Source organism: Pseudomonas salicis (genome assembly GCF_057128705.1).
The window spans coordinates 543,103-567,601 of sequence record NZ_JBSKHU010000004.1 but is presented as its reverse complement, the minus strand read 5'-3'; the positions used below and the strand labels follow the sequence as shown (position 1 = coordinate 567,601).

The window sequence follows — 24,499 nt, the reverse complement described above, 5'->3', positions numbered from 1 at the left end:
ACCATGTCTTCCGCTCACCGTTATTTTCATCCGGGCCGTCAGGTCGATCTTGAGTTCATGCCCGAGGTCGCTGGCGTCGCCGCGCAGGATTCATCCCGAGGCGCCCGAATCACCGTGTGGATCGCCGCCGCGCTGATCGTCACCGCGCTGGTCTGGGCCAAATTCGCGGTGCTCGAAGAGGTCACCATGGGCGAAGGCAAGGCGATTCCGTCGAGCAAGGTTCAGGTGATCCAGAACCTGGAAGGCGGCATCGTCACCGAGATTTTCGTCCGTGAAGGGCAGATCGTGAACAAGGGCGACACCCTGCTGCGCCTGGATGACACGCGGTTTCTGTCCAACAAGGGCGAGAGCGAGGTCGATAAATACACGCTGATGGCGCAAGTGGATCGGCTGTCGGCGGAGTCCGAGGGGCGTCCGTTCAAGCCGTCGGCCGTGGTGCTGAGCAAGGCGCCGCAGGTCGCGGCTGACGAGCAGGCGTTGTACGACTCGCGCCAGCGGCGTCTGGCCAGCGAGCAGCGCACGTTGCAGGAACAGTTGCGGCAGAAGATGCAGGAAGTCGCCGAGTTTCGCTCCAAGCAGGATCAGTACCGCAATCAGCTGGGGTTCATTCAGCAGGAGCTGAGCATGTCGGCGCCGCTGGTGAACAGCGGCGCGGTGTCGCCGGTGGAAATCATTCGGCTCAAAGGCAAGGCGTCTGAGGCCCGCGGGCAAATGGATGCGACCTCGCTGGCGATTCCCCGGGCTGAAGCGGCGATCAATGAGATCAAGAGCAAGATCCAGGAATCCCTCGACAGCTTCCGCTCGGACGCTACAAAAGACTTGAACGACAAACGCTCAGACCTGGCCAAAGCCAGCGCCACCAGCATCGCCATCGACGACCGCGTGACCCGCACCACCGTCACCTCTCCGGTCAAAGGCATCGTGAAAACGCTGAAGGTCAACACCATCGGCGGCGTGGTCCAGCCTGGCAGCGACATGGTGGAAATCGTGCCGCTGGACGACAACCTGCTGATCGAAGCCAAAGTCCGCCCGCAAGACGTCGCCTTCCTCCACCCCGGCCAGAAAGCCATGGTCAAATTCAGCGCCTACGACTACACCATCTACGGCGGCCTCCCCGCCAAACTCGAACTCATCGGCGCCGACACCACCACCGACGACAAGGGCAACACCTTCTACCTGATCCAGGTCCGCACCGACCGCAACCACCTGGGCAGCAACGAAAAACCCCTGCTGATCATCCCAGGCATGGTCGCGACGGTGGACATCATCACGGGTGAGAAAAGCGTGATGGATTATTTGCTGAAGCCGGTGTTGAAGGCGCGGACCGAGGCGTTGCGGGAGCGGTGATTTCGTTGTGATCCGCAGAGCCTATGGGCATGCATCTGCGCTTTTGATTCTGGCCAGAGGCCGTGGGAGCCGGCAAGCCGGCTCCTACAGGGATTTGCAGCATCCGGAAGGCCGGGTGAGGCTACTTGCGCTTCTTATCCCCCTTCTCAAACGCCGCCTCCAGCGCATCGTTGATCGTGCGCAGCACTTTCACCCGCGCCCAGCGTTTGTCGTTGGCTTCGACCAGCGTCCACGGGGCGATTTCGGTGCTGGTGCGGTCGACCATGTCGCCCACGGCCTCACGGTATTGCGGCCATTTGCTGCGGTTGCGCCAGTCGTCTTCGGTGATCTTGTGGCGTTTGAAGGGGATCTTTTCCCGGGCCTTGAAGCGCTCCAACTGAGTCTGGTCGTCGATGGCCAACCAGAATTTAACGACGACGATGCCCGCGTCAGTGAGCTGTTCTTCGAAGTCGTTGATCTCGCTGTAGGCCCTCAGCCAGTCATCCTGTGAGCAGAAACCCTCGACCCGTTCCACCAGCACCCGGCCATACCAAGAACGGTCGAACACGGTGAATTTTCCCCGCGCCGGTATCTGTCGCCAGAAACGCCACAGGTACGGTTGGGCCAATTCGTCCTGTGTCGGCGCGGCAATCGGCACGATGTGGTATTGCCGAGGGTCGAGCGCCCCGGCCACGCGTTTGATCGCCCCGCCCTTGCCCGCCGCGTCGTTGCCTTCGAACACCGCGACCAGCGCGTGACGGCGCATGCGTTTGTCGCGCATCAGGCCGGACAGCCGCGCCTGCTCAGCGATCAACTGTTCGTCGTAATCATCCTTTTCCAGCGACAGGGTCATGTCCAGATTGTCGAGCAGGCTCAATTCATCGGTGTTACTCGGCAACGGCCCGATGTTGACCATGTTGGCGCTGCCTTCCGGCGTCTTCAGGGCGTTCTGCAACCCTTCCAGCAGCAGGCGGCCGACGGTCAGGCTGCGGTAGTTGGCGTCCACGCCTTCAATGACGTGCCACGGCGCGTAGTCGCGACTGGTGCGGCGCAACACCCGCTCGCCGAAGCGCACGAATTTGTCGTACGTCTGGGATTGCTGCCAGTCCAGCGGGCTGATGCGCCAGCTGTGCAGCGGGTCGTCCTTGAGGGTCTTGAGGCGCAGCTTCATCTGCTTCTTGGACAGGTGAAACCAGAACTTGAAGATCACTGCGCCCTCGTCGACGAGCATCTTCTCCAGACGTTCGGCGCCGTTGATCGCCTGATCGAGCACCGGGTCCTTGAACTGCTTGTGCACCCGGCCCTGAATCATCTGGCTGTACCAGTTGCCGAAGAAGATGCCGATGCGGCCTTTCGGGGGCAGTTGGCGCCAGTAACGCCAGACCGGCGGGTGGGCCAGCTCTTCGTCGGTCTGTTGATCGAAGGTGCGCACTTCGATGTAGCGCGGGTCCATCCAGTCGTTGAGCAGCTTGACCGTCTCGCCCTTGCCCGCGCCTTCGATGCCGTTGATCAACACGATGATCGGGCGCTTGGCCTGTTCGTGGAGTTCGTATTGGGCTTCCAGCAGGGCTTCGCGAAGGGCCGGGACCTGTGCGTCGTAGGTCTCGTCGTCAATGATGTGGCCGATTTCAGCGGATTCGAACATGTAGGGCTCCTGTTCCTTGTCGCTCAAGACTAGCGGATCAATGTCTGCGATGAGGACTGTGACAGCAAAAGCCTGTTATGGATCAATCGTCATGCAGCAAGATCGAGGGCGCAGTGGGTTAAGATGCCGACCTTGCACCTGCCCACGCGCCCTTTAGTAGCCCAACCATGACCACCCTCCAGCACGCCCAGCTCGACTGGGATGAAAACGGCAACCCGATTTCCCGGGCCTTTGCCGACGTCTACTTTTCCAACGAATCAGGTTTGGCCGAGACGCGTCATGTGTTCCTGACCCAGAACGCGTTGCAGGAACGCTTCACCGCGCTGCCTGCGAACGGGCGCCTGGTGATTGGCGAGACCGGGTTTGGCACGGGGCTGAATTTTCTCTGCGCCTGGCAACTGTTCGATGCCTGCGCGGCCCCCGGTGCGCGGCTGCACTTCGTCAGCGTCGAAAAATTTCCGCTCAGCCGCGCCGACCTCGTGCGCGCCCTGAACCTGTGGCCCGAGCTGAAACCCTTTGCCGACCCACTGCTCGCGCAGTACATCGCGATTCACGAAGGCTTTCAACGGCTGGTGTTCGACGGCGGACGCGTGACCCTGACCCTGTTGATCGGCGATGCGCTGGAGATGCTGCCGCAACTGGACGGGCCGATCGATGCGTGGTTTCTCGACGGTTTCGCGCCCGCGAGAAATCCGGAAATGTGGACCCCTGAACTGTTTGCCGAACTGGCACGTCTGGCCGCGCCGAACTCGACCATTGGCACGTTCACCAGCACGGGCTGGGTCCGTCGCGCCTTGAACGCGGCGGGTTTCAAGATGAAACGGGTGCCGGGCATTGGGCATAAATGGGAGGTGCTGCGAGGGGTGTTCGTAGGCTGGCCTGAAGCTGCTGCCGCTCCTGCGGCGGCGAAACCCTGGTTTGCTCGCCCCTCTTTCAAGAACACAGAACGCAAGGCACTGGTGATCGGCGCAGGACTGGCGGGCTGTGCCACGGCGTCGAGCCTTGCGGCTCGGGGTTGGCAGGTCAGCCTGCTGGAACGTCATGACGACCTGGCGCAAGAAGCGTCGGGCAATCCGCAGGGCGTGCTGTACCTGAAGCTCTCGGCCCACGGCACTGCATTGTCGCAGCTGATCCTCAGCGGCTTCGGCCACACCCGGCGCCTGCTGGAACGGCTTGAGCGAGGCGTCGACTGGGGCGATTGTGGCGTGCTGCAACTGGCGTTCGACGCGAAGGAAGGCGAGCGACAGGGGCAACTGGCCGGGGCATTCTCACCCGATTTGCTGCACGTGCTGAGTCAGTCTGACGCCGAAGCCGCAGCGGGCGTGGCGCTTCCCAGCGGTGGGCTGTTTTACCCGGAAGGCGGCTGGGTGCACCCGCCCGCGCTGTGTCGGCATCAGGCCAGCGCATCGAACATTCAATTGATGACGCACAACGACGTGGTCGAGCTGCGCCGTGACGGTGATGTGTGGCAAGCGTGGGAGGGCCAGCACCTGCTGGATTCGGCCCCTGTCGTGGTGCTGGCCGGAGCTGCGGAGGTCAAACGCTTCCCGGCCAGCGCCGACCTGCCGCTCAAGCGCATTCGCGGGCAGATCACCCGATTGCCGGAAACCGCCGCCAGCCAGTCGCTGAAAACAGTGGTCTGCGCCGAAGGCTACGTCGCGCCAAGTCGCCTGGGCGAACACACCCTCGGCGCCAGCTTCGACTTCAACAGCGACGATCTCACCCCCACCACCGCTGAACACTTGGGCAATCTTGCGCTGCTGCGGGAAATCTCCGCCGACCTGACCGAGCGTCTGCAGGCCGAGCAATTGCCTGTCGACCAGCTGCAAGGCCGCGCCGCTTTCCGCTGCACCAGCCCCGATTACCTGCCCATCGTCGGGCCGCTGGCGGATCGCGAGGCGTTTTTCGAGGCCTACGCGGTACTGCGCAAAGACGCCCGACAAATCCCCGAAACCGAATGCCCGTGGCTGGACGGGCTGTACGTCAACAGCGGCCACGGCTCGCGAGGTCTGATCACCGCGCCGTTGTCCGGGGAATTGATCGCGGCGTGGCTGGACAACGAACCCCTTCCCTTGCCACGCAGCGTGGCCGAGGCGTGTCATCCGAATCGGTTTTTGGTGAGGCAGTTGATTCGTGGGAAATGAAGTGAGTGTTCCAGGCGATCCCTTCGTACCTGACCCACCGCATTCGCCACTGTCGTAACCTCCAGCAGCTCCCACAGAGACCGCGTCGACTCAATATCCCTGTGGGAGACGCCGGAGGTTACGACGGCAGCGAAGCGGCGGGTCAGTGACAGGGATGGTGCCTGGCACAACGCTTTCGCGGGCAAGTGCGCTCCTACGGTCTGCGGCCAGAAGCAGATCGCGAACACTACGCAAATCCCGGTATGCTCCTCCCATCCTTCCATCAGGTGCCTGTCAATGCTGCAAGTCCAAGGCGTGTTCAAGAGCTATGCCACGGCCCAAGGCCCGTTGGCAGTACTGCGCGGGGTGGATTTGCGGTTGGGCCAGGGCGAAAGTCTGGCATTGATGGGCGAGTCCGGCAGCGGCAAGAGCACGCTCCTGCACTTGGTCGCCGGTCTGGATCAGGCGGATCAGGGCAGCATCGAGATCGCGGGCAAGCGTCTGGATCAGATGAACGAAGCGCAACTCGCCAACTGGCGGCGTACTGAAATCGGTCTGGTGTTCCAGCAGTTCAACCTGATCGGCAGCCTCAAGGTCGAGGACAACCTCGCGTTTCAGGCGCGGCTGGCGGGGCGTCATGACGCGGCGTGGCAGGCCGAGTTGGTCGAGCGATTGGGCCTCGGCGAATTGCTCAAACGCTATCCCGAACAACTGTCCGGCGGCCAACAGCAGCGGGTCGCCATCGGTCGTGCCCTCGCCTCGCGTCCCGGCCTGTTGCTGGCAGACGAACCCACCGGCAGCCTCGACGAAAGCACCAGCGACGAAGTCCTGCAATTGCTGCTGGACCTGCTGGTCGACAGCCCCACCAGCCTGTTGATGGTCACCCATAGCCCGAGGGTCGCAGCGCGACTGAACCGTCAGGTGGTGTTGCACCTGGGCCTGCTGGCCGCTGAAGGCGAACGCTGATGGCGGTGTTTTTCTGGACGCTCAAGGCGCTGCTCAGCCATTGGCGGCGCCACCCCGTGCAGTTTTTCAGCGTGCTGACCGGGCTGTGGCTGGCGACCAGTCTGCTCACGGGCGTGCAGGCCCTGAACAGTCAGGCGCGAGAGAGTTACGCCAAGGCCAGTCAGTTGATCGGTGGCGAGCCGCAAAAAGTGCTGGTCGCGCCCAACGGCGCAAATTATTCCCAAGAGCTGTTCGTCAGCCTGCGCCGTGCGGGTTGGCCGGTGTCGCCTGCGTTGCGCGGTCGCATCACCCTGAAAGACGTTCCCGATCAGCGCTTGGTCCTGCTGGGCATTGAGCCGGTGACGCTGCCGGTCAACACGGCGCTGGCCGGACAGACGCTGGACACCGCGCAAATCGTCGAATTTTTCACGCCGCCCGGCAGCACCTGGATTTCCCCGCAGACGATGCAGGCGCTGGGGCTGCATGAAGGTGACCGCCCGCTGAGCGAATCCGGTCAAGCGCTGCCGCCGATTCACGCTCAACCAGACATGGCCCCCGGTCTGCTGCTGATGGACATCGGCTTCGTCCAACAACTGCTGAACCAGCCCGATCAGATCTCGCGGATGATCCTGCCGAGCGACTTCGCCGAAGACCCGCCGCCCCTGCCGGACGACATGAAAGGCGAGCTGGTGATCCGCAAAAGCGGCGAAGACAACGACCTTGGGCGTCTCACCGAAAGCTTTCACTTGAACCTCGACGCGCTGGGTTTTCTGTCGTTCGTGGTGGGCCTTTTCATTGTCCACGCGGCGATTGGCCTGGCGCTGGAGCAACGTCGGGGGCTGCTGCGCAACCTGCGAGCCTGCGGGGTCAGTGCCCGGGGGCTTATCGCCAGTCTGGTGATCGAACTAGGTGCGCTGGCGTTGCTGGGCGGGATTGCCGGGGTCATCAGCGGGTATTGGCTGGCGAGCCTGCTGCTGCCCGACGTCGCCGCAAGCTTGCGCGGGCTGTACGGCGCGGAGCTGGCCGGGCACCTGAATCTGAGCCTCTGGTGGTGGCTCAGTGGTTTGGGTGTCTCGCTGCTGGGCGCCTTTCTCGCCGGGGCCAGCAGCCTGTTGCGGGCGGCGCGCCTGCCGTTGCTGGCCTTGGCCAACGCGCAAGCCTGGCATGACACCCACGCGGGCTGGTTGAAGCGCCAAGGCTGGATCGCGGGCATTTCGGCCGTGATTGCGCTGCTCGCCGCGCTGTTCGGCAACAGCCTGGCGGTGGGTTTCGTGTTGATGGCAAGCCTGCTGCTCAGTGCCGCGCTGGGTCTGCCGGTGCTGCTCAACGCCCTGCTCAATGTGTTGCTCGGCAAAAGCCGCTCGGTGCTGGGCCAGTGGTTTCTCGCCGATTGTCGTCAGCAATTGCCGGCCTTGAGCCTGGCGCTGATGGCGCTGCTGTTGGCGATGGCGGCGAACATCGGCGCGGGCAGCATGACGTCGGGTTTCCGCCAGACCTTCACCCACTGGCTGGAGCAGCGCCTCAGCGCCGAGCTGTACATCAACCCGCAAAACCCGGCTCAGGCTGCGCCGTTGCAAAAATGGCTGAGCGAACAACCCCTGACCCGCGCCGTGCTGCCCAACTGGCAGGTGTCGCTGCAACTGCGCGGCTGGCCGGCCGAGCTGTACGGCGTGATCGACAACCCGCATTACCGTCAGCACTGGCCGCTGCTGGAGTCTTCCGGGGAGGACCCTTGGGGTCAATTGGCCAAGGACAACACGCTGATGCTCAGCGAACAGTTGGCGCGGCGGCTCAAGGTCAGCGTCGGCGATGAAGTGAAGCTCCCCGCGCCGGACGGAGACTGGCCGCTGAAGGTCGTCGGCATCTACGCCGATTACGGCAATCCCAAAGGCCACATGCTGGTCAACGCCAACCACCTCCTCGAACACTGGCCGGACCTGACGCCCAACCGTTTCAACCTGCGCATCGACACCCGCGCCATCCCGCAATTGCTGCGGGTGTTGCACAACAAATTCACCATCGATGACAACCGCATCGTCGATCAGATCCAGCTCAAGGCGTGGTCGCGGCAGGTGTTCGAACGCACCTTTTCCGCGACCGCCGCGCTCAATAGCCTGACCCTGATGGTCGCGGGGGTGGCGCTGTTCATCAGCCTGCTGACCCAGAGCCAGAGCCGCCTCGGGCAACTCGCGCCGCTGTGGGCCTTGGGCGTGACGCGCAAGCAATTGATGTTGCTGAACCTGGCGCAAACCTGGCTGCTGGCAGTGCTGACACTGGTGCTGGCGATCCCGCTGGGGCTGTTGCTGGCGTGGTGCCTGGACGCGGTGATCAACGTGCAGGCGTTCGGCTGGCGGCTGCCGTTGCAAGTGTTCCCGATGCAGCTGCTGCGCCTAATGCTGCTGGCGATGCTCGCGACTTTGCTGGCCTCGGCGTGGCCGTTGTATCGCCTGTACCGCACCCGCCCTGCTGATTTGCTGAGGACGTTCGCCAATGAAAATTAAGGCGATGGCCCTGCTGACGGTCGTGCTGTTGATGGCGGGCTGTGACGAAAAAACCGAGGAAGAAAAAGGCTTCGCAGGACTGGCGGACGATGCGGCGAGTTATGCCCAAGTCACGCCGGACAAGCATTTCGTGTTTCCGCTGGACCACGGCGCGCACAACGACTTCCGCATTGAATGGTGGTACGTCACCGCCAACCTCAAGGACGCCGACGGCCAGTCATTCGGCGTGCAATGGACGCTGTTTCGCAACGCCCTGCCCCGCTCGAAAACCGGGCCGCAGGACAACCACGGCTGGAACAACCGCAACCTGTGGATGGGCCACGCCGCCGTGACCTCGGAGGACGAGCACTACGCCGCCGAGCGTTACGCCCGAGGGGGTGTGGGTCAGGCGGGCGTAACACTGGCGCCGTTGTCGGCATGGATCGACGATTGGGGGTTGACCAGCCATGCCAGCGTCGAAGACCCACTGGCCGACATGCAACTGGAAGCCCGTGGGCCGCATTTCAGCTATCGCCTGCACCTGACGTCGAGCAAGCCGCTGGTGCTGCAAGGCCACCAGGGTTTCAGCCAGAAATCCGAACAGGGGCAGGCTTCGTATTACTACAGCCAGCCGTTTTTTCAGGCCGAAGGCAGCGTCGAGATTGACGGCCAGACGTATCAGGTCTCCGGCCCCGCCTGGCTGGACCGCGAATGGAGCAGCCAGCCGCTGACGCAAAACCAGACCGGCTGGGACTGGTTCTCCCTGCACCTGAAAGATGGCTCGGACGTGATGCTGTATCGCATGCGACAACGGCACAACGACCCTTACCTGACGGGCACCTGGATCAACGCCGATGGCAGCACAGAGCAGTTGGCGGCGAAAGACATCGAGCTGGAACCGGAAGACACCACCGACGTGCAAGGCCGCGACATGCCCACCCGTTGGTCGGTGAAAATCCCCGGCAAGGGCGTGGACGTGACCGTCGAAGCGCTCAATTCACAAGCGTGGATGGACCTGCAGATTCCCTATTGGGAAGGCCCGGTGCGGGTGAGCGGGAGCCAGAAAGGCGTGGGGTATCTGGAGATGACGGGGTATTAGCGTCATGCACAACCCCGCTTCTGCCCGAAGGCCGTGGGAGTTGGCTTGTGATTCTGTGGGAGTTGGCTTGCCTACGATCTGTTGCGAAGCGACAGCAAAACCCGCTCGCACGATCAATCTGACACACCCGAGGTGTCTGATTTCACTGCCGCTTCGCGCCCGATCGTCTGATCGCAGCCCGGAGCAAGCTTACTCCCACGCCTTCGGCAGAATCACAAGCAGCTGGTGAGAATCCAGCGGTCTCACCGCAGGCCTTATAACCGATCGTTCTAAAACTCTCGCAATCCGCACCGGTCAGTCTTTGGGTAGCCGGACTTCCCCGGCCACATTCCCCAACGGAAAACCGGTAAGGACTTATGTGCGGATTAGCTGGTGAACTACGTTTCGACAATCAACCTGCGGATCTCGCCGCGGTAGAACGCATCACCCATCATCTGGCCCCTCGCGGCCCGGATGCCTGGGGTTTTCATAGCCAAGGGCCGATTGCCCTGGGCCATCGTCGCCTGAAAATCATGGACCTGTCTGACGGTTCGGCGCAGCCGATGATCGACAGCCATCTGGGCCTGTCACTGGCCTTCAACGGTGCGATTTATAACTTTCCGGAATTGCGCGCCGAGCTGGAAAGCCTCGGCTATCAATTCCATTCCGGTGGCGACACCGAAGTGCTGCTCAAGGGCTATCACGCCTGGGGCGCCGACATGCTGCCCAAGCTGAACGGCATGTTCGCCTTCGCCATCTGGGAGCGCGACAACAAGAGCCTGTTCATCGCCCGAGACCGTCTCGGCGTGAAGCCGCTGTACCTGTCGCGCACCGACAAACGCCTGCGTTTCGCCTCGGCCCTGCCTGCCCTGCTCAAAGGCGGCGACATCAGCCCGATGCTCGACCCGATCGCGCTGAACCATTACCTGAATTTCCACGCCGTGGTCCCTGCCCCGCGCACCCTGCTCGCTGGCGTCGAGAAAATTCCGCCGGCCACCTGGATGCGTGTGAGCGCCGACGGCAAGGTCGAACAGAAAGTCTGGTGGACGCTGCCGTACGGCCCTCATACCGATGAAGCGAACCTGACCCTCGAAGACTGGCGCGACCGCGTGCTCGACAGCACCCGCGAAGCCGTGGCCATCCGCCAACGTGCTGCTGTGGATGTCGGCGTGCTGCTCTCGGGCGGCGTCGATTCCAGCATGCTCGTGGGCCTGTTGCGCGAAGTCGGTGTAAAAGACCTTTCGACGTTCTCCATCGGCTTTCAGGATGCGGGCGGCGAGCGTGGCGACGAGTTCCAGTATTCGGACTTGATCGCCAAGCACTACGGCACGAACCACCATCAGTTGCGCATCAAGGAAAGCGAGATCATCGAGCAGTTGCCTGCCGCGTTCCGCGCCATGAGCGAGCCGATGGTCAGCCACGACTGCATCGCTTTTTACCTGCTGTCCCGCGAAGTCGCCAAGCACTGCAAAGTGGTGCAGAGCGGCCAGGGCGCGGACGAACTGTTCGCCGGGTATCACTGGTACCCGCAAGTCGATGGCGCCAGCGACCCGTATGCGGCCTATCGCGAAGCGTTCTTCGACCGCAGCTACGACGAGTACGCAGCCACGGTTGCCCCGCAATGGCTGACCCAGAACGACGCTGCCGGTGATTTCGTGCGCGAACACTTCGCCATGCCGGGCGCCGATGCGGGTGTCGATAAAGCCCTGCGTCTGGACAGCACCGTGATGCTGGTAGATGACCCGGTCAAACGCGTGGACAACATGACCATGGCCTGGGGTCTGGAAGCACGCACGCCGTTCCTCGACTACCGCCTCGTTGAGCTGTCAGCCCGTGTTCCTGCGCGCTTCAAGCTGCCGGACGGTGGCAAGCAAGTTCTGAAAGAAGCGGCGCGTCTGGTGATCCCTTCCGAGGTCATCGACCGTAAGAAAGGCTATTTCCCGGTGCCGGGCCTCAAGCATCTGGAGGGCGACACGCTGAACTGGGTGCGCGACCTGTTACTCGACCCGAGTCAGGACCGTGGCCTGTTCAACCCGACGATGCTCGATACGTTGCTGACCAACCCCGACGGTCAGTTGACCCCGCTGCGCGGCTCGAAGCTGTGGCAGCTCGCGGCCCTGAACCTGTGGCTCAGCGAACAAGGACTTTGACCCATGAAAGCCAACGCTTCGATCTACAACCAGCGCCTGTTGCGCGGTCAGGCGCCGTCCTACGAACGTTTGCAGGCGCGCTTCGCCGAAGACGGCAGTTCCCTCAATGACGAGCCCCTGGCCTTGCATTGCGGCTGGGGCCGTCTGCTGATCGGCCACACCTACCCTGATCCTGCGGCGCTGGCGAACGAACTGCTTAACGAAAAACCCGGCGAGCGCGACATCGCGTTGTACATCGCGGCGCCACAGCAAGTGCTGGCGCAATCGCCACAGCAATTGTTCCTCGACCCGTCGGACACGCTGCGCCTGTGGTTCAGCGATTACCGCCCTTCACAGCGGGTATTTCGTGGCTTCCGGATTCGTCGTGCGCAGAACCAGGCCGACTGGGACGCGATCAACAACCTGTACATCGCGCGCGGCATGCTGCCGATCGACCCGACCCTGCTGACCCCGCGTCATCAGGGTGGTCCGGTGTACTGGATCGCCGAGGACGAGACCACTAATGCGGTGATCGGCAGCGTCATGGGCCTGAATCATCAAAAGGCTTTCAACGATCCGGAAAACGGCAGCAGCCTGTGGTGCCTGGCCGTCGATCCGCAATGCACCCGGCCCGGCGTCGGCGAAGTGCTGGTGCGTCATCTGATCGAGCATTTCCAGAGTCGCGGTCTGGCCTACCTGGACCTGTCGGTGCTGCACGACAATCAGCAGGCGAAAAACCTTTACGGCAAGCTCGGCTTCCGCAACCTGCCGACCTTCGCCATCAAGCGCAAGAACGGCATCAACGAAAAGCTGTTCCTCGGCCCCGGCCCGCAGGCGGACTTCAATCCGTATGCGCGGATCATCGTCGAAGAAGCCCATCGTCGCGGCATTGAGGTACAAGTGGACGACGCCGAAGCCGGGCTGTTCACGCTGATTCACGGTGGCCGTCGCATCCGTTGCCGTGAGTCGTTGAGTGATCTGACTACCGCCGTCAGCATGACCCTGTGCCAGGACAAGCGCCTGACCAATAAGGTACTGAAAGCGGCGGGCCTCGAACTGCCGGTGCAACAACTGGCGGGCAATGCGGACGACAACCTGGGGTTTCTCGACGAGCACGCACGGATCGTGGTCAAGCCGGTGGATGGCGAGCAGGGCCAAGGCGTTGCGGTCGATTTGCGCACCATCGAAGACGTGCAGGCGGCGGTCGAACGTGCGCGTCAATTCGACTCCCGCGTGTTGCTGGAAAGCTTCCACGAAGGGTTCGACCTGCGCATTGTCGTCATCGGGTTTGACGTGGTGGCCGCCGCCATTCGTCGTCCTGCAGAAATCATGGGCGACGGGCGTCACACCATCGGTCAACTGATCGAAGCCCAGAGCCGTCGTCGTGCTGCAGCGACCGGGGGCGAAAGCAAGATTCCGATGGACGACGAGACCCGGCGTACCGTCGAAGACGCCGGTTTCACCTTCGACAGCGTGCTGCCTGCCGATCAGCGCCTCGCGGTTCGCCGCACGGCCAACCTGCACACGGGCGGCTGTCTGGAAGACGTCACCGCCATCCTGCACCCGGTGTTGAAAGACGCCGCCATCCGCGCCGCCCGCGCCCTCGACATCCCGGTGGTGGGCCTGGACCTGATGGTCCCGGCCGCCGATCAACCGGACTACGTGTTCATCGAAGCCAACGAACGCTGCGGCCTGGCCAACCATGAGCCACAGCCGACCGCCGAACGCTTCGTCGATCTGTTGTTTCCCCATAGCCTGCCTGTTCACGGCTAAAAGCAGCTATGAGTTGTAAGCTGCAAGCTGCAAGAAGTTGGCGCGACCACTTGCAGCTCGTAGCTTGTCGCTTGCCGCTGCTCCGACTGGAGCTACCATGACCACTGCAAAGAAAATCCATGAACCGGATCTGAATTACCTGCAGAAAGTCCTGCTGGAAATGCTCGCGATTCCAAGCCCCACAGGCTTCACAGACACCATCGTGCGCTACGTCGCCGAGCGTCTTGAAGAGTTGGGCATTCCCTTCGAACTCACCCGTCGCGGCACCATCCGTGCGACGTTAAAAGGCAAACAGAGCAGTCCCGACCGCGCCGTTTCCGCGCACCTGGACACCATCGGCGCCAGCGTGCGCGAGGTGAAAGACAATGGTCGTCTGGGCCTGGCGGCCGTCGGTTGCTGGTCAAGCCGATTTGCCGAGGGTAGCCGCGTCAGCGTGTTCACCGACACCGGCGTGATTCGCGGCAGCGTCTTGCCGTTGATGGCTTCAGGGCACGCGTTCAATACCGCCGTCGACACCATGCCGATCAGTTGGGATCACATCGAACTGCGTCTGGACGCCTACTGCGCGACCCGCGCTGATTGCGAGTCGCTGGGCATTAACGTGGGTGATTTCGTCGCTTTCGATCCGTTGCCCGAGTTCACCGAAAGTGGCCATATCAGCGCCCGTCACCTTGACGACAAGGCGGGTGTCGCGGCACTGCTCGCGGCCCTCAAGGCCATCGTCGACAGCGGCGCCGAGCCACCTATCGATTGCCACCCGCTGTTCACCATCACCGAAGAAACCGGCAGCGGCGCGGCGGGCAGTCTGCCGTGGGACGTCAGTGAATTCGTGGGGATCGACATCGCGCCGGTCGCGCCGGGCCAGCACTCCAGCGAACACGCGGTCAGCGTGGCCATGCAGGATTCTGGCGGGCCGTATGACTATCACCTGTCCCGGCATTTGCTGCGGCTGGGCCAGGAAAAAGAGCTGTCGGTGCGCCGCGACCTGTTCCGCTATTACTACAGCGACGCGCACTCGGCGATAACGGCAGGTTACGACACCCGCACCGCGCTCCTGGCCTTTGGTTGCGACGCGACGCATGGGTATGAGCGTACGCACATTGACAGCCTCAATACGCTGAGCAAACTGCTGACGGCTTACATCCTCAGCCCGCCGGTATTTGCGAGCGATGCGAAGCCGGCCAATGCGTCCCTGGAAAACTTCAGCCACCAGCTGGAGCACGACGCGCAGATGGAATCGGACACGCGCGTGCCTGCGGTGGATACATTGGTGGGGCAGCGGTAGACACGGTTCGAATAACCGCAGCCCTTGCCTGTGAGATTTAACCTGTGGAAGCGAATTTATTCGCGATACGGTAGTACATCCGCTAGCGATTGTTGGATGTACCTACTTTCGTCGGAATGCCGTCCAGAATGAATTCCCTTCCACATTTCGCTCTTATTGCCAATGAGATCGTAGGAATCCATCAACGCCGACGTAGCCCCATTCCCCCGACCACGCTAGCATCCCCGCCATCTGCCCTTCGCAACGACCGAGAACCCCATGCTAATCCCCTACGACCAACTCGAAGCCGACACCCTGACGCGTCTGATCGAGGACTTCGTGACCCGCGACGGCACCGACAATGGCGATGACACGCCGCTGGAAACCCGCGTATTGCGGGTTCGCCACGCGTTGAGCAAAGGTCAGGCGGTGATCTTCTTCGACCTCGAAAGCCAGCAATGCCAACTGATGCTCAAGCACGAAGTACCCAAGGAGTATTTCGAAGACTGAGCACGATGCCGTCGTGAAGGGATGTCATCAGGAACCGGAGGGCGGCGCCGCCATCTGCTGCAAGCGCTGGGCAATGCGCCGATAGACCTCGGCACGGTGGATTTTCACGTGCTGCGGGGCATCGATCCCCAAGCGCACCTGATTGCCAGTGATCCCCAGAATCTGCACCGTGATGTCATCACCGATGGAGAAGGTTTCTCCTATTTCCCGCGTCAATACCAGCATCTTTCCTACTCCCTGGGTGGTAACCGAGGGGGCAGGTTGCCGCGCTGGATCCAATGCTTCAATGCGCCTGGAACAAATCAGTCTTGCCCTTCAGAGGGTGGCGGCGGTTGCTGACAGACGCGTCCTACAAACACGTCATTTCGGTCATGAAACCGTTCCGCGCGGGCCCAACAGGATGATCGTCGCGCCGATCACGCAGAACGCGAGGCCGAGCCAATCCGATGTCAATGGCCTCACGCGCTCGATCACGGCGAGCCAGGCAATCGAGGTGATGATGTAGATGCCGCCGTATGCCGCGTAAGCGCGTCCGGCGTAGGCCGCTTCGACGCGAGTCAGCAACAGTGCGAAAAGGGTCAGGCTGATCAGCGCAGGAATCACCCATAGCGCGCTTTTCCCCTGACGCAACCACAGCCAGAAGCCGTAGCATCCGGCGATCTCGAACAAGGCGGCGAGGAAGAACCACAGGTAGTTGAGCACGATGGAATCCCTTCAAGGGTGGCCGGAACGATGCGCGCCACCCTATCAGATAAATCAGACGTGAACGTCAGCCAACGGACTTGGCCTTGGCGCGCATCTTGTCGGCCATATTAGCCATTTCGTCGTAAATCGCGTGGGGGTTTTGCTGTTTGATCTGCCAGGCCATGCGGCCTTGTTCGTGGGGCAGGATCATGAATTCGCCCTTGGCAACTTGATCGTAAACGTAGGCCGCGATGTCGCTGGCGGAGATCGGCGAGCTTTCCAGCAACTTGCCGACCTGGGCTTTCATCGCCGGGGTCGGGCCGCGGAACGAGTCCAGCAGATTGGTCTGGAAAAACGACGGGCACACCACATGAACGCCTACTTCCTGTTGACGCAGTTCCACCAACAGGCTCTCCGACAACGCCACCACCCCCGCCTTTGCCACGTTGTAATTGCTCATCGCCGGGCCTTGCATCAGCGCGGCCATCGACGCGATGTTGATGATCTTGCCCTTGCTCTGCTCCAGCAGCGGCAGGAACGCCTTGCAGCCTTTCACCACGCCCATGAGGTTGATCGCGATCTGCCAATCCCAATCCTCCAGCGACAGTTCACCAAAGAACCCGCCCGACGCCACGCCCGCGTTGTTGACGATGATGTCGATGCCACCAAACCGCTGCTCACAGGCCTGTGCGAAAGCGGTCAGTTGGCTGTAGTCGCGCACATCGCACCGCTGAACGAAACCGTCGCCCCCCGCTTCACGCACCCGATTCAAGGTTTCTTGCAGGCCTGCGTCGCTGACGTCTGACAACGCCAGTTTCCAGCCTTCACGTGCCCAGCGCAGCGCGATTTCACGCCCCAGGCCGGAACCTGCGCCAGTGATCATGATGCGATTTTGCATAGCCATTGCCTTGTCGATTGCGGGGAAGTGGCCTCAGTGTAAACAGACACATTGTCCGACAACCCCTCCATTGACTGGCTGAATATGCGAGGCAAACCGGCGCCTCAGGCCGCGCTGCGTCGGCCCCGCCAGCGGGTGATGACCCAGAGGTAAGCAGCAAGATTGACCACAACAACGATGACGCCCAGTCCGATCTGAATCTGCGGTGTGAGACCGGCGGGGTAGATCAGCGGGATGAGGTAATGGCCGATGAAATCCCCTTCGTACCCGGCGGCACCGGCTTTGAGCCGCAGGCTGTTTTCCAGTGGGGTCAGCGGGCAGTACAGGTGCAAAAACTCCACCGCCATGCCCCAGGCGACGGCTGGCAGGTGCAACACGGCCCAAGCACGGCGGTGCAACACCAGAAGTGCACCGAACATGACGAACAGAATGAACGTTAGATGGAAGACGACCATGGCGTCTGCCATCACCGAATAAAACATAGCTTGCTTCCTAATTAAGGGGTTTTGGCAACTTCGTGACCGGCACTGAAAATGTTAGTTCCGCGCTTATTGCCAGTACATGAAGGTTAGCCGGGATCGAATACACGGGTTTTAACATTCACCATTTCACTTCAAGCTATTGATTTTTATCATAATTATAAAAATGTTATTTTTTATTTCCTCTCATCCGAACCTTTTGTTCCGGGCCAGAGTCGGATTATTCAAGCACTACAACTTTTCACGAAGTTGGCGAACGCTTGAACGGCATTGCCATTTACCAAGAACACAAGAAGGAACTCGTCATGGGCATCGGCACAATTCTGATCATCATCCTCATTCTCCTGTTGGTCGGCGGTCTTCCGGTCTTCCCACACTCCAGAAGTTGGGGTTACGGGCCATCGGGGATCATCGGTACGATCCTGGTGATTCTGCTGATTCTGGTGTTGCTTGGCAGGATATAACCGCCCCGCCGCCAGCGAAAAACCCCACTCTTTGTAGTGGGGTTTTTTATTGGGCTTAGGGTCTGGGTTGCTGGTTTTGTGTGTATATCCGATTGCGCTGGTGTTGCTTAGATCGGTTCCGCCCTTACGGCGGGTCACTTTTTCCAAGAGCCGAAAAAGTAACCAAAAAGGCCCTGCTCCTGGTTTGGCCCTGACTGCGTCAGGGTTCCCTCACTCCGGCGACGCTCCGTGGGCCCGCGCCGAACGGACATCCATGTCCTTGCGGCGCTTTCGCGGCATCCATGCCGCTCGACCCACTCCGCGTCGCCTGCGTTCGGCCTGCACCCAAGTCGCGTTCGGCGGTGTCTGGAATTTCTTGGTACAAGATCAAAAGCCAAAGCCAAAGCCAAGCGACGCCCCTGATTCTTTTATGTTGAGCGCAAACCTGTGCAGCTCCGCCATTCCCCTGTGGGAGCGAATTCATTCGCGAAAGGCGGTACAGACAATACATCTCCATCGCCTGAACCCTTTTCGCGAATGAATTCGCTCCCACAGGTGCTCTGCGGCGCTCCGAAACCTTCTTCAACACCGACCTACCGCTTTCGCTGCCGTCGTAACCTCCGGCGTCTCCCACAGGGATAGCGTGAAGATTCGAACTTAGCGTTCGCGTTCGCTTTTGATCTTGATCTTGATCTTCACACACGCCAGTACAGACACCGCGGAACGCGACTTGGGTGCAGGCCGAACGCAGGCGACGCGGAGTGGGTCGAGCGGCATGGATGCCGCGAGAGCGCCGCAAGGACATGGATGTCCGTTCGGCGCGGGCCCACAGAGCGTCGCCGGAGTGAGGGAACCCTGACGCAGTCAGGGCCAAACCAGGAGCAAAGCGTTTTTGGTTACTTTTGGGGCGCTCTTGCCAAAAGTGACCCGCCGTAAGGGCGGAACCGATATAAGCAACACCACCGCAATTGGATATGCCCCCAATCTCAGCCAACAAAAAAACCCCACTACAAAGAGCGGGGTTTTTCATTTGAAACGCTAACTCAGATCAGTGAGAAACCGCCCCACTCGCCCCCAGACCGGTCTGCGAACGCACGAACTGCGGGAAGAACAACGCACGTTCACCCTCGGCCGCTTTCGACTTGTCAGTGATCGAGAAGAACCAGATCCCCACGAACGCAATGATGATCGAGAAGAACGCCGGGTACTCGTACGGGAAGATCGCCTTCTCGTGATGCAGAATCTGCACCCAGATGGTCGGGCCTAGGATCATCAGCACCACGGCACTGATCAAGCCCATCCAGCCGCCAATCATCGCGCCGCGAGTCGTCAGGTTTTTCCAGTACATCGAGAGCAACAACACAGGGAAGTTACAGCTCGCCGCGATGGAGAACGCCAGGCCGACCATGAACGCAATGTTCTGACTTTCGAACGCGATACCCAGCACGATGGCCACGACAGCCAGCGCAACCGTGGTGTATTTCGACACGCGGATTTCGTCTTTCTCGTTGGCTTTGCCCGCTTTGATCACGCTGGCATACAGGTCGTGAGACACCGCCGACGCACCGGCCAGGGTCAGACCGGCTACCACCGCCAGAATGGTCGCGAACGCCACCGCCGAGATGAAGCCCAGGAACAGGCTGCCACCGACCGCGTTGGCCAAGTGCACCGCCGCCATGTTGTTACCGCCCAACAGAGCGCCTGCGGCATCTTTGAACATCGGGTTGGTGCTGACCAGCAGGATCGCGCCGAAGCCGATGATGAAGGTCAGGATGTAGAAGTAGCCGATGAAGCCAGTCGCGTACAGAACCGATTTACGGGCTTCTTTCGCGTCGCTCACTGTGAAGAAGCGCATCAGGATGTGTGGCAGGCCAGCCGTACCGAACATCAGGGCCAGACCCAGGGAGAACGCCGAGATCGGATCTTTCACCAGACCGCCGGGGCTCATGATGGCCTCGCCTTTCGGGTGAACCTTCACGGCTTCGGAGAACAGCACGTTGAAGTCGAAGTTGACGTGTTTCATCACCATCAGCGCCATGAACGAGGCACCGGACAGCAGCAAGACTGCCTTGATGATCTGCACCCAGGTGGTCGCCAGCATGCCGCCGAACAACACATACAGGCACATCAGGATACCGACCAGCACCACCGCGACGTTGTAGTCGAGGCCGAACAGCAGCTGGATCAGCTTGCCCGCACCGACCATTTGCGCGATCAGGTAGAACGCCACGACCACCAGCGAACCACAGGCGGACAGGGTACGGATTTCCTTCTGCTTCAGACGGTAGGACGCCACGTCAGCGAAGGTGTACTTGCCCAGGTTACGCAGGCGTTCGGCGATCAGGAACAGGATAATCGGCCAGCCGACGAGGAAGCCGATCGAATAGATCAGGCCGTCGTAGCCGGATGCGTACACCAGGGCCGAGATACCCAGGAAGGACGCTGCCGACATGTAGTCACCGGCGATGGCCAGACCGTTCTGGAAACCGGTGATCTTGCCGCCCGCCGCGTAGTAGTCCGCCGCCGATTTGTTTTTCTTGGCCGCCCAGTAGGTCACGCAAAGCGTGGCGCCGACGAAGATCACGAACATGACGATCGCGGCAACGTTGAGCGGTTGTTTTTGCACGGCACCGGTCAGGGCATCCGCCGCCCAGAGAGTCGGTGCGAAGGCCGCCAGGCCCAAAGCTGCAAACAGGCGCCGGCTCATTGTTGTGCCTCCTTCAGGATCGCGTTGTTCAGCTCATCGAACTCGCCGTTTGCACGACGAACGTAGATGGCGGTCAGCACGAAAGCGGAAAGGATCAGGCCCACGCCGATTGGCATTCCCCAGGTGATGGATGATGTGGCGCTGAGTTTGGCGCCGAGAATCTGAGGCCCATACGCAATCAACAGGATGAAAGCGGAGTAGAGCCCAAGCATGATCGCCGAGAGAATCCAGGCGAATCGTTCCCTTTTCGAGACCAGCTCCTTGAAGCGCGGGCTGTTCTGAATCGAGAGGTAAATGCTGTCGTTCATTGTTTTTGTCCTCGCAGCACAGATGGATGTCACGTATTCCACTTTAGCTGGCTCTAGGCCGCGCTCCAGACGACCTTAGTATTAGAACGACATTAGTTGATGTGCGCGGGGCTGCACTCTGGCGTGCGGCGAAAAAATCAGAGGCATATTTGGCGGGAGAGCCACACGTGGATGCGGCTTTTGATTCTGGCCGAAGGCCGTAGGAGCGCAGCTTGCTCGCGATCTGGCGCGAAGCGGCAGCAAACCCGATGTACGCGGTGTGTCAGGCAAATGGGGGGCGTCAGGTTTTACTGCTGCTTCGCAGCAGATCGCGAGCAAGCTGCGCTCCCACGCCCTCCGGGCAGAAGCGAATGGTGCAAGCCACAAAAAACCGCCCGGCAATCACTTGCCGGGCGGTTGGGGTCACGCATGAATCTTTTGCGGCAAATTACTTACCGGTCCACTCTTTGACGCGATCCGGGTGTTTGGCGACCCAGTCTTTCGCAGCCTGTTCTGGCTTGGCGCCGTCCTGGATGGCGAGCATGACTTCGCCGATCTCGTCCTTGCTGCTCCACTGGAACTTTTTAAGGAAGTCAGCAACGTCTGGCGCTTTAGTGGCCAGCTCTTTGCTGCCGACGCTGTCCACGGTTTCAGCTGCACCGTAAACGCCTTTTGGATCTTCCAGGAATTTCAGTTTCCACTTGGCGAACATCCAGTGCGGCACCCAACCGGTGACGGCGATGGATTCTTTCTTGTTCTCAGCGCGGGTCAGCTCGGCAATCATGCCGGCGCCGGAACTCGCCTGAAGTTTGTAGCCGTCCAGACCGTAGTCTTTGATGGCCTGATCGGTCTTGATCATTACGCCCGAACCAGCGTCGATGCCGACGATTTTCTTCTTGAAGGACTCATCGGTCTTCAGGTCGGCAACCGAGTTGGCTTTCACGTACTCAGGCACGATCAGGCCGATCTTGGCGTCTTTGAAGTTAGGACCGTAGTCGGTGACCTTGTCCTTGTTCTTTTCCCAGTATTCGCCGTGTGTCACGGGCAGCCAGGCGGACAGCATCATGTCCAGTTTGCCGGTGGCAACGCCCTGCCACATGATCCCGGCAGCGACGGCCTGCAGTTTCACGGGGTAGCCCAGTTTCTGTTTGATCACTTCGGCTGCGACGTTGGTCGTCGCAACGCTGTCGGACCAGCCATCCACATAACCGATGCTCAGCTCGGGTTTGTCGGCGGCAATGGCCAGCGTGGAACTGATAGCAAGGGCCAGCGCGGCACCCGCACCCAGGATATTTCGCATCTTCATCGTTACTTCCCCGGTAGTCCTGCACCCGACGGCGGTCGGGTATCGTTAACGTTTTTTTAAGCTCGCAGCCCGCGCACGCATTTGGCGCACCGCTTAACTTTCACGCTTCAACCACTTGCCTTCGCAGCAGCACTCGCTGCATCGACGAGCCGATCATCAACCCCCACCGACCTTGTGCCTTTCCTGTCAACGACACTCAGACAGCGGGAAACGACATCACAGGGCCATCAGCGACAAACAGGTCGTAAAAGAGGGCCCGGTCCGTCCGAAACTTGCATGCTTTAAAAGCAGCGGCGAGTTTCGAGCCTTGAACGGCAAGACAAAGCGGCGATGCCCCAACGTGTAGCGTGAGGCCTGCCGTTTTGAGGGCCCCCTGAGCTATGCTGCGACCCTCTGCTCCTTTTCGGCCCCATCATGCCCGTCCCCTTCCGCTCGCCTGTTTTGACGTATCTCGCCGCTTGTCTAATCGCGCTGATTGCCCTGTTCGGTTACTGGTACACCCTTGGCAAACCCGTCGTGCTGCCGGATGCCGCGACGCCGACGCACAAGCTGCAATGCGCGTCCTACACCCCTTTCGATAAAGACCAGTCACCCTTCGATCAACCGTTCGCCCCCCGACCTGCGCGAATGGATGCCGACCTGGCGTTGCTCGCCACGCGCTTCGAGTGCATCCGTACCTATTCAATGACCGGCCTTGAAGCGATCCCGGCATTGGCGCGCAAGCACGGGCTGAAAGTGATGCTTGGCGCGTGGGTCAATGCCAGCCCCGAGGACACAGCGCACGAGATCAAGGCATTGATCACCGCCGCCAATGCCTACCCGGACGTTGTCACCGCTGTGATCGTCGGTAACGAAACGCTGTTACGCAAAGAAGTGACGGGACCTCAGTTGGCCAAACTGATTCGTCAGGTGAAAGCCGAGGTCAAACAGCCGGTGACCTACGCCGACGTCTGGGAATACTGGCTGCAATACCCGGAGATCGCGCCTGCCGTGGATTTCGTGACCATTCACCTGCTGCCGTATTGGGAAGACGATCCCAAGGGTATCGACGACGCGTTGACCCACGTCGCGGAGATTCGTCAGCGCTTCGGCGAAAAATTCGCCCCCAAGGACATCCTGATCGGTGAAACCGGATGGCCCAGCGAGGGGCGTCAACGTGAGACAGCGTTGCCGAGCCGGGTCAACGAGGCGAAGTTCATTCGCAGCTTCGTCGCCCTAGCCGAACAGCACGGCTGGCATTACAACCTGATCGAAGCCTTCGACCAACCCTGGAAGCGGGAAGCCGAGGGCGCGGTCGGGGGTTATTGGGGCTTGTTCGACGCCGACCGACAGGAGAAAGGCGTGCTTACGGGGCCAGTGTCGAACCTGCCGTATTGGCCGTTCTGGCTGGCGGTCAGCGGTGTGATCGGCCTGCTGGCGCTATTTTTGGCAGGCCGCGTGACTCAGTCTCGCAGCGCGTTGATCGTCCCGCTGCTCGCCGTATTCGGCGGCGCGTGCATTGGCACATGGGGGGAACTGGCGCGGGTGACCAGTCGGTTTACCGGCGAATACCTATGGGCCGGGGCGTTGATGGTGCTGAACCTGCTGGTCCTGATGCACGCCGCATTGGCGCTCTCGGGCCGGCAAGGGTGGCGCGGCCGAGGGTACGCCTGGTTCGAGTCCCGAGCCGGGTGGTGGCTGAGCGCGGCCGGTTTTGCGGGCGCGGTGATGATGCTGGAGATGGTCTTTGACCCGCGTTACCGCAGCTTCGCCACCCCGACGTTGTGGCTGCCCGCCCTCTTTTATCTGCTGCGACCGGTCAGGGTGCTGCGTCGGGAAGCCACGTTGCTGGCTTGCATCATCGGGATCGGGATCGTGCCGCAGGTGATTCGCGAAGGGCTGAGCAACCCGCAGGCTCTGGGGTGGGCAGCGGTCAGCGTGGTGATGACCCTGGCGTTGTGGCGCAGTGTTCGAATCAGCGCGGCGAGCCCCGAGCCAGAGCGTGCGCGCGAGTGACGGGGTGAGGAACACATTGTGTTACCGCTGACGCCATTCCAAAACAGAATACGGGTAACACGGAAACAGAATAGTCCTTTCGGATTAACACCCAGGCAGAACGATTTTTTCAAGCCATTGATTTTAAAGGGAATTAAAAAGTTGGCACGCTGCCTGCTATATCTCCTGCATAACAAGAACAAAATGTGAAAACCCAATAAAAATAAGATGAATCGGCTCTGACATAACAAGAACAACGGCACAGAGACGCAGCCAACAGATTTTTTTGGAGTAGATGTGCTTTACAGAGGCCTTGGCCTCACAGCCCGACCGAGAACAATAAAACTACCGTCAGGTAGCGTCCAGAACGGGTTGGATCCTCGCCTCAGGCCATGGATCGAAGCAGATAAGCGCTCAAAAAAATACGTTTGCTCTTGTATCCCGGATG

19 protein-coding genes are annotated in these 24,499 nt (G+C 60.9%); 11 read left to right on the top strand and 8 right to left on the bottom strand.

The window, feature by feature from the left end:
- Window positions 1–3: 3 nt before the first annotated feature.
- Window positions 4–1,347, top strand: coding sequence for an HlyD family type I secretion periplasmic adaptor subunit (locus ACWKWE_RS17305; RefSeq protein ID WP_166593343.1), 1,344 nt, complete (start codon window positions 4–6; stop codon window positions 1,345–1,347).
- Between the two features lie 121 nt (window positions 1,348–1,468).
- Here ACWKWE_RS17305 and pap read toward each other — a convergent pair whose 3' ends face one another.
- A complete protein-coding gene (pap, locus tag ACWKWE_RS17300) occupies window positions 1,469–2,971 on the bottom strand; it encodes a polyphosphate:AMP phosphotransferase (RefSeq protein WP_483851199.1) in 1,503 nt (500 codons plus the stop codon).
- Window positions 2,972–3,138: 167 nt separating this feature from the next.
- Between pap and mnmC the strand changes: the two genes are divergently transcribed.
- The 8 genes from mnmC (at window position 3,139) to ACWKWE_RS17260 (ending at window position 15,273) form a co-directional block, all read left to right on the top strand.
- Window positions 3,139–5,115, top strand: coding sequence for a bifunctional tRNA (5-methylaminomethyl-2-thiouridine)(34)-methyltransferase MnmC2/FAD-dependent 5-carboxymethylaminomethyl-2-thiouridine(34) oxidoreductase MnmC1 (gene mnmC, locus ACWKWE_RS17295; RefSeq protein ID WP_483851198.1), 1,977 nt, complete (start codon window positions 3,139–3,141; stop codon window positions 5,113–5,115).
- A gap of 276 nt (window positions 5,116–5,391) precedes the next feature.
- A complete protein-coding gene (locus tag ACWKWE_RS17290; RefSeq protein WP_483851197.1) occupies window positions 5,392–6,060 on the top strand; it encodes an ABC transporter ATP-binding protein in 669 nt (222 codons plus the stop codon).
- On the top strand, window positions 6,060–8,540 hold the full coding sequence (locus ACWKWE_RS17285; RefSeq protein WP_483851196.1) for an ABC transporter permease: 2,481 nt from the start codon (window positions 6,060–6,062) through the stop codon (window positions 8,538–8,540). The genes ACWKWE_RS17290 and ACWKWE_RS17285 overlap by 1 nt, the downstream gene beginning before the upstream one ends.
- Window positions 8,530–9,618 carry a lipocalin-like domain-containing protein gene (locus ACWKWE_RS17280; RefSeq protein WP_483851195.1) on the top strand — a complete coding sequence of 363 codons (1,089 nt, stop codon included), beginning with the start codon at window positions 8,530–8,532 and terminating at the stop codon, window positions 9,616–9,618. The genes ACWKWE_RS17285 and ACWKWE_RS17280 overlap by 11 nt, the downstream gene beginning before the upstream one ends.
- Window positions 9,619–9,974: 356 nt before the next feature.
- A complete protein-coding gene (locus ACWKWE_RS17275; protein ID WP_483851194.1) occupies window positions 9,975–11,747 on the top strand; it encodes an N-acetylglutaminylglutamine amidotransferase in 1,773 nt (590 codons plus the stop codon).
- A gap of 3 nt (window positions 11,748–11,750) precedes the next feature.
- The gene (gene ngg / locus ACWKWE_RS17270; protein ID WP_166593350.1) at window positions 11,751–13,499 is read left to right on the top strand and encodes an N-acetylglutaminylglutamine synthetase; all 1,749 of its coding nucleotides are present in this window, start codon (window positions 11,751–11,753) and stop codon (window positions 13,497–13,499) included.
- A gap of 97 nt (window positions 13,500–13,596) precedes the next feature.
- Window positions 13,597–14,784: an osmoprotectant NAGGN system M42 family peptidase gene (locus tag ACWKWE_RS17265; protein ID WP_483851193.1), complete on the top strand. Its 1,188-nt coding sequence runs from the start codon at window positions 13,597–13,599 to the stop codon at window positions 14,782–14,784.
- 258 nt (window positions 14,785–15,042) lie between these two features.
- Window positions 15,043–15,273 (top strand): YheU family protein, encoded by a 231-nt coding sequence (locus tag ACWKWE_RS17260; protein ID WP_166593352.1) that lies wholly within the window; start codon window positions 15,043–15,045, stop codon window positions 15,271–15,273.
- A gap of 27 nt (window positions 15,274–15,300) precedes the next feature.
- Here ACWKWE_RS17260 and csrA read toward each other — a convergent pair whose 3' ends face one another.
- The 4 genes from csrA to ACWKWE_RS17240 form a co-directional block, all read right to left on the bottom strand.
- Window positions 15,301–15,498, bottom strand: coding sequence for a carbon storage regulator CsrA (gene csrA / locus ACWKWE_RS17255; RefSeq protein ID WP_166593353.1), 198 nt, complete (start codon window positions 15,496–15,498; stop codon window positions 15,301–15,303).
- Window positions 15,499–15,642: 144 nt separating this feature from the next.
- The gene (locus ACWKWE_RS17250) at window positions 15,643–15,975 is read right to left on the bottom strand and encodes a YnfA family protein (RefSeq protein ID WP_166593354.1); all 333 of its coding nucleotides are present in this window, start codon (window positions 15,973–15,975) and stop codon (window positions 15,643–15,645) included.
- Between the two features lie 67 nt (window positions 15,976–16,042).
- On the bottom strand, window positions 16,043–16,855 hold the full coding sequence (locus tag ACWKWE_RS17245) for an SDR family oxidoreductase (RefSeq protein WP_166593355.1): 813 nt from the start codon (window positions 16,853–16,855) through the stop codon (window positions 16,043–16,045).
- A gap of 104 nt (window positions 16,856–16,959) precedes the next feature.
- A complete protein-coding gene (locus ACWKWE_RS17240) occupies window positions 16,960–17,337 on the bottom strand; it encodes a DUF2784 domain-containing protein (RefSeq protein WP_166593356.1) in 378 nt (125 codons plus the stop codon).
- 302 nt (window positions 17,338–17,639) lie between these two features.
- On the opposite strand from ACWKWE_RS17240, the gene ACWKWE_RS17235 reads away from it, so the two are divergent.
- Window positions 17,640–17,798, top strand: coding sequence for a DUF3309 family protein (locus tag ACWKWE_RS17235; protein WP_020290439.1), 159 nt, complete (start codon window positions 17,640–17,642; stop codon window positions 17,796–17,798).
- Between the two features lie 1,027 nt (window positions 17,799–18,825).
- Here the strand turns inward: ACWKWE_RS17235 and ACWKWE_RS17230 are convergent.
- The 3 genes from ACWKWE_RS17230 to ACWKWE_RS17220 all read right to left on the bottom strand — a co-directional run bounded on the left by ACWKWE_RS17230 (window position 18,826) and on the right by ACWKWE_RS17220 (window position 22,077).
- Complete coding sequence (locus ACWKWE_RS17230; RefSeq protein WP_483851192.1) at window positions 18,826–20,484, bottom strand: cation acetate symporter; 1,659 nt, start codon at window positions 20,482–20,484, stop codon at window positions 18,826–18,828.
- Window positions 20,481–20,792, bottom strand: coding sequence for a DUF485 domain-containing protein (locus tag ACWKWE_RS17225; RefSeq protein WP_166593358.1), 312 nt, complete (start codon window positions 20,790–20,792; stop codon window positions 20,481–20,483). The genes ACWKWE_RS17230 and ACWKWE_RS17225 overlap by 4 nt, the downstream gene beginning before the upstream one ends.
- Before the next feature lie 427 nt (window positions 20,793–21,219).
- Window positions 21,220–22,077, bottom strand: coding sequence for a glycine betaine ABC transporter substrate-binding protein (locus ACWKWE_RS17220; RefSeq protein ID WP_166593359.1), 858 nt, complete (start codon window positions 22,075–22,077; stop codon window positions 21,220–21,222).
- 414 nt (window positions 22,078–22,491) lie between these two features.
- Here ACWKWE_RS17220 and ACWKWE_RS17215 point away from each other — a divergent pair, with 414 nt between their 5' ends.
- On the top strand, window positions 22,492–24,072 hold the full coding sequence (locus tag ACWKWE_RS17215; protein WP_483851191.1) for a glycoside hydrolase family 17 protein: 1,581 nt from the start codon (window positions 22,492–22,494) through the stop codon (window positions 24,070–24,072).
- Window positions 24,073–24,499: the final 427 nt, after the last annotated feature.

Coding starts and splice junctions, on each gene's coding strand:
- ACWKWE_RS17225 (WP_166593358.1), bottom strand. CDS start 20,792: ATGAACGACAGCATTTACCTCTCGATTCAGAACAGCCCGCGCTTCAAG.
- ACWKWE_RS17230 (WP_483851192.1), bottom strand. CDS start 20,484: ATGAGCCGGCGCCTGTTTGCAGCTTTGGGCCTGGCGGCCTTCGCACCG.
- ACWKWE_RS17305 (WP_166593343.1), top strand. CDS start 4: ATGTCTTCCGCTCACCGTTATTTTCATCCGGGCCGTCAGGTCGATCTT.
- mnmC (WP_483851198.1), top strand. CDS start 3,139: ATGACCACCCTCCAGCACGCCCAGCTCGACTGGGATGAAAACGGCAAC.
- csrA (WP_166593353.1), bottom strand. CDS start 15,498: ATGCTGGTATTGACGCGGGAAATAGGAGAAACCTTCTCCATCGGTGAT.
- ACWKWE_RS17245 (WP_166593355.1), bottom strand. CDS start 16,855: ATGCAAAATCGCATCATGATCACTGGCGCAGGTTCCGGCCTGGGGCGT.
- ACWKWE_RS17285 (WP_483851196.1), top strand. CDS start 6,060: ATGGCGGTGTTTTTCTGGACGCTCAAGGCGCTGCTCAGCCATTGGCGG.
- ACWKWE_RS17235 (WP_020290439.1), top strand. CDS start 17,640: ATGGGCATCGGCACAATTCTGATCATCATCCTCATTCTCCTGTTGGTC.
- ACWKWE_RS17280 (WP_483851195.1), top strand. CDS start 8,530: ATGAAAATTAAGGCGATGGCCCTGCTGACGGTCGTGCTGTTGATGGCG.
- ACWKWE_RS17290 (WP_483851197.1), top strand. CDS start 5,392: ATGCTGCAAGTCCAAGGCGTGTTCAAGAGCTATGCCACGGCCCAAGGC.
- ACWKWE_RS17215 (WP_483851191.1), top strand. CDS start 22,492: ATGCCCGTCCCCTTCCGCTCGCCTGTTTTGACGTATCTCGCCGCTTGT.
- pap (WP_483851199.1), bottom strand. CDS start 2,971: ATGTTCGAATCCGCTGAAATCGGCCACATCATTGACGACGAGACCTAC.
- ACWKWE_RS17240 (WP_166593356.1), bottom strand. CDS start 17,337: ATGTTTTATTCGGTGATGGCAGACGCCATGGTCGTCTTCCATCTAACG.
- ACWKWE_RS17220 (WP_166593359.1), bottom strand. CDS start 22,077: ATGAAGATGCGAAATATCCTGGGTGCGGGTGCCGCGCTGGCCCTTGCT.
- ACWKWE_RS17265 (WP_483851193.1), top strand. CDS start 13,597: ATGACCACTGCAAAGAAAATCCATGAACCGGATCTGAATTACCTGCAG.
- ACWKWE_RS17260 (WP_166593352.1), top strand. CDS start 15,043: ATGCTAATCCCCTACGACCAACTCGAAGCCGACACCCTGACGCGTCTG.
- ACWKWE_RS17275 (WP_483851194.1), top strand. CDS start 9,975: ATGTGCGGATTAGCTGGTGAACTACGTTTCGACAATCAACCTGCGGAT.
- ngg (WP_166593350.1), top strand. CDS start 11,751: ATGAAAGCCAACGCTTCGATCTACAACCAGCGCCTGTTGCGCGGTCAG.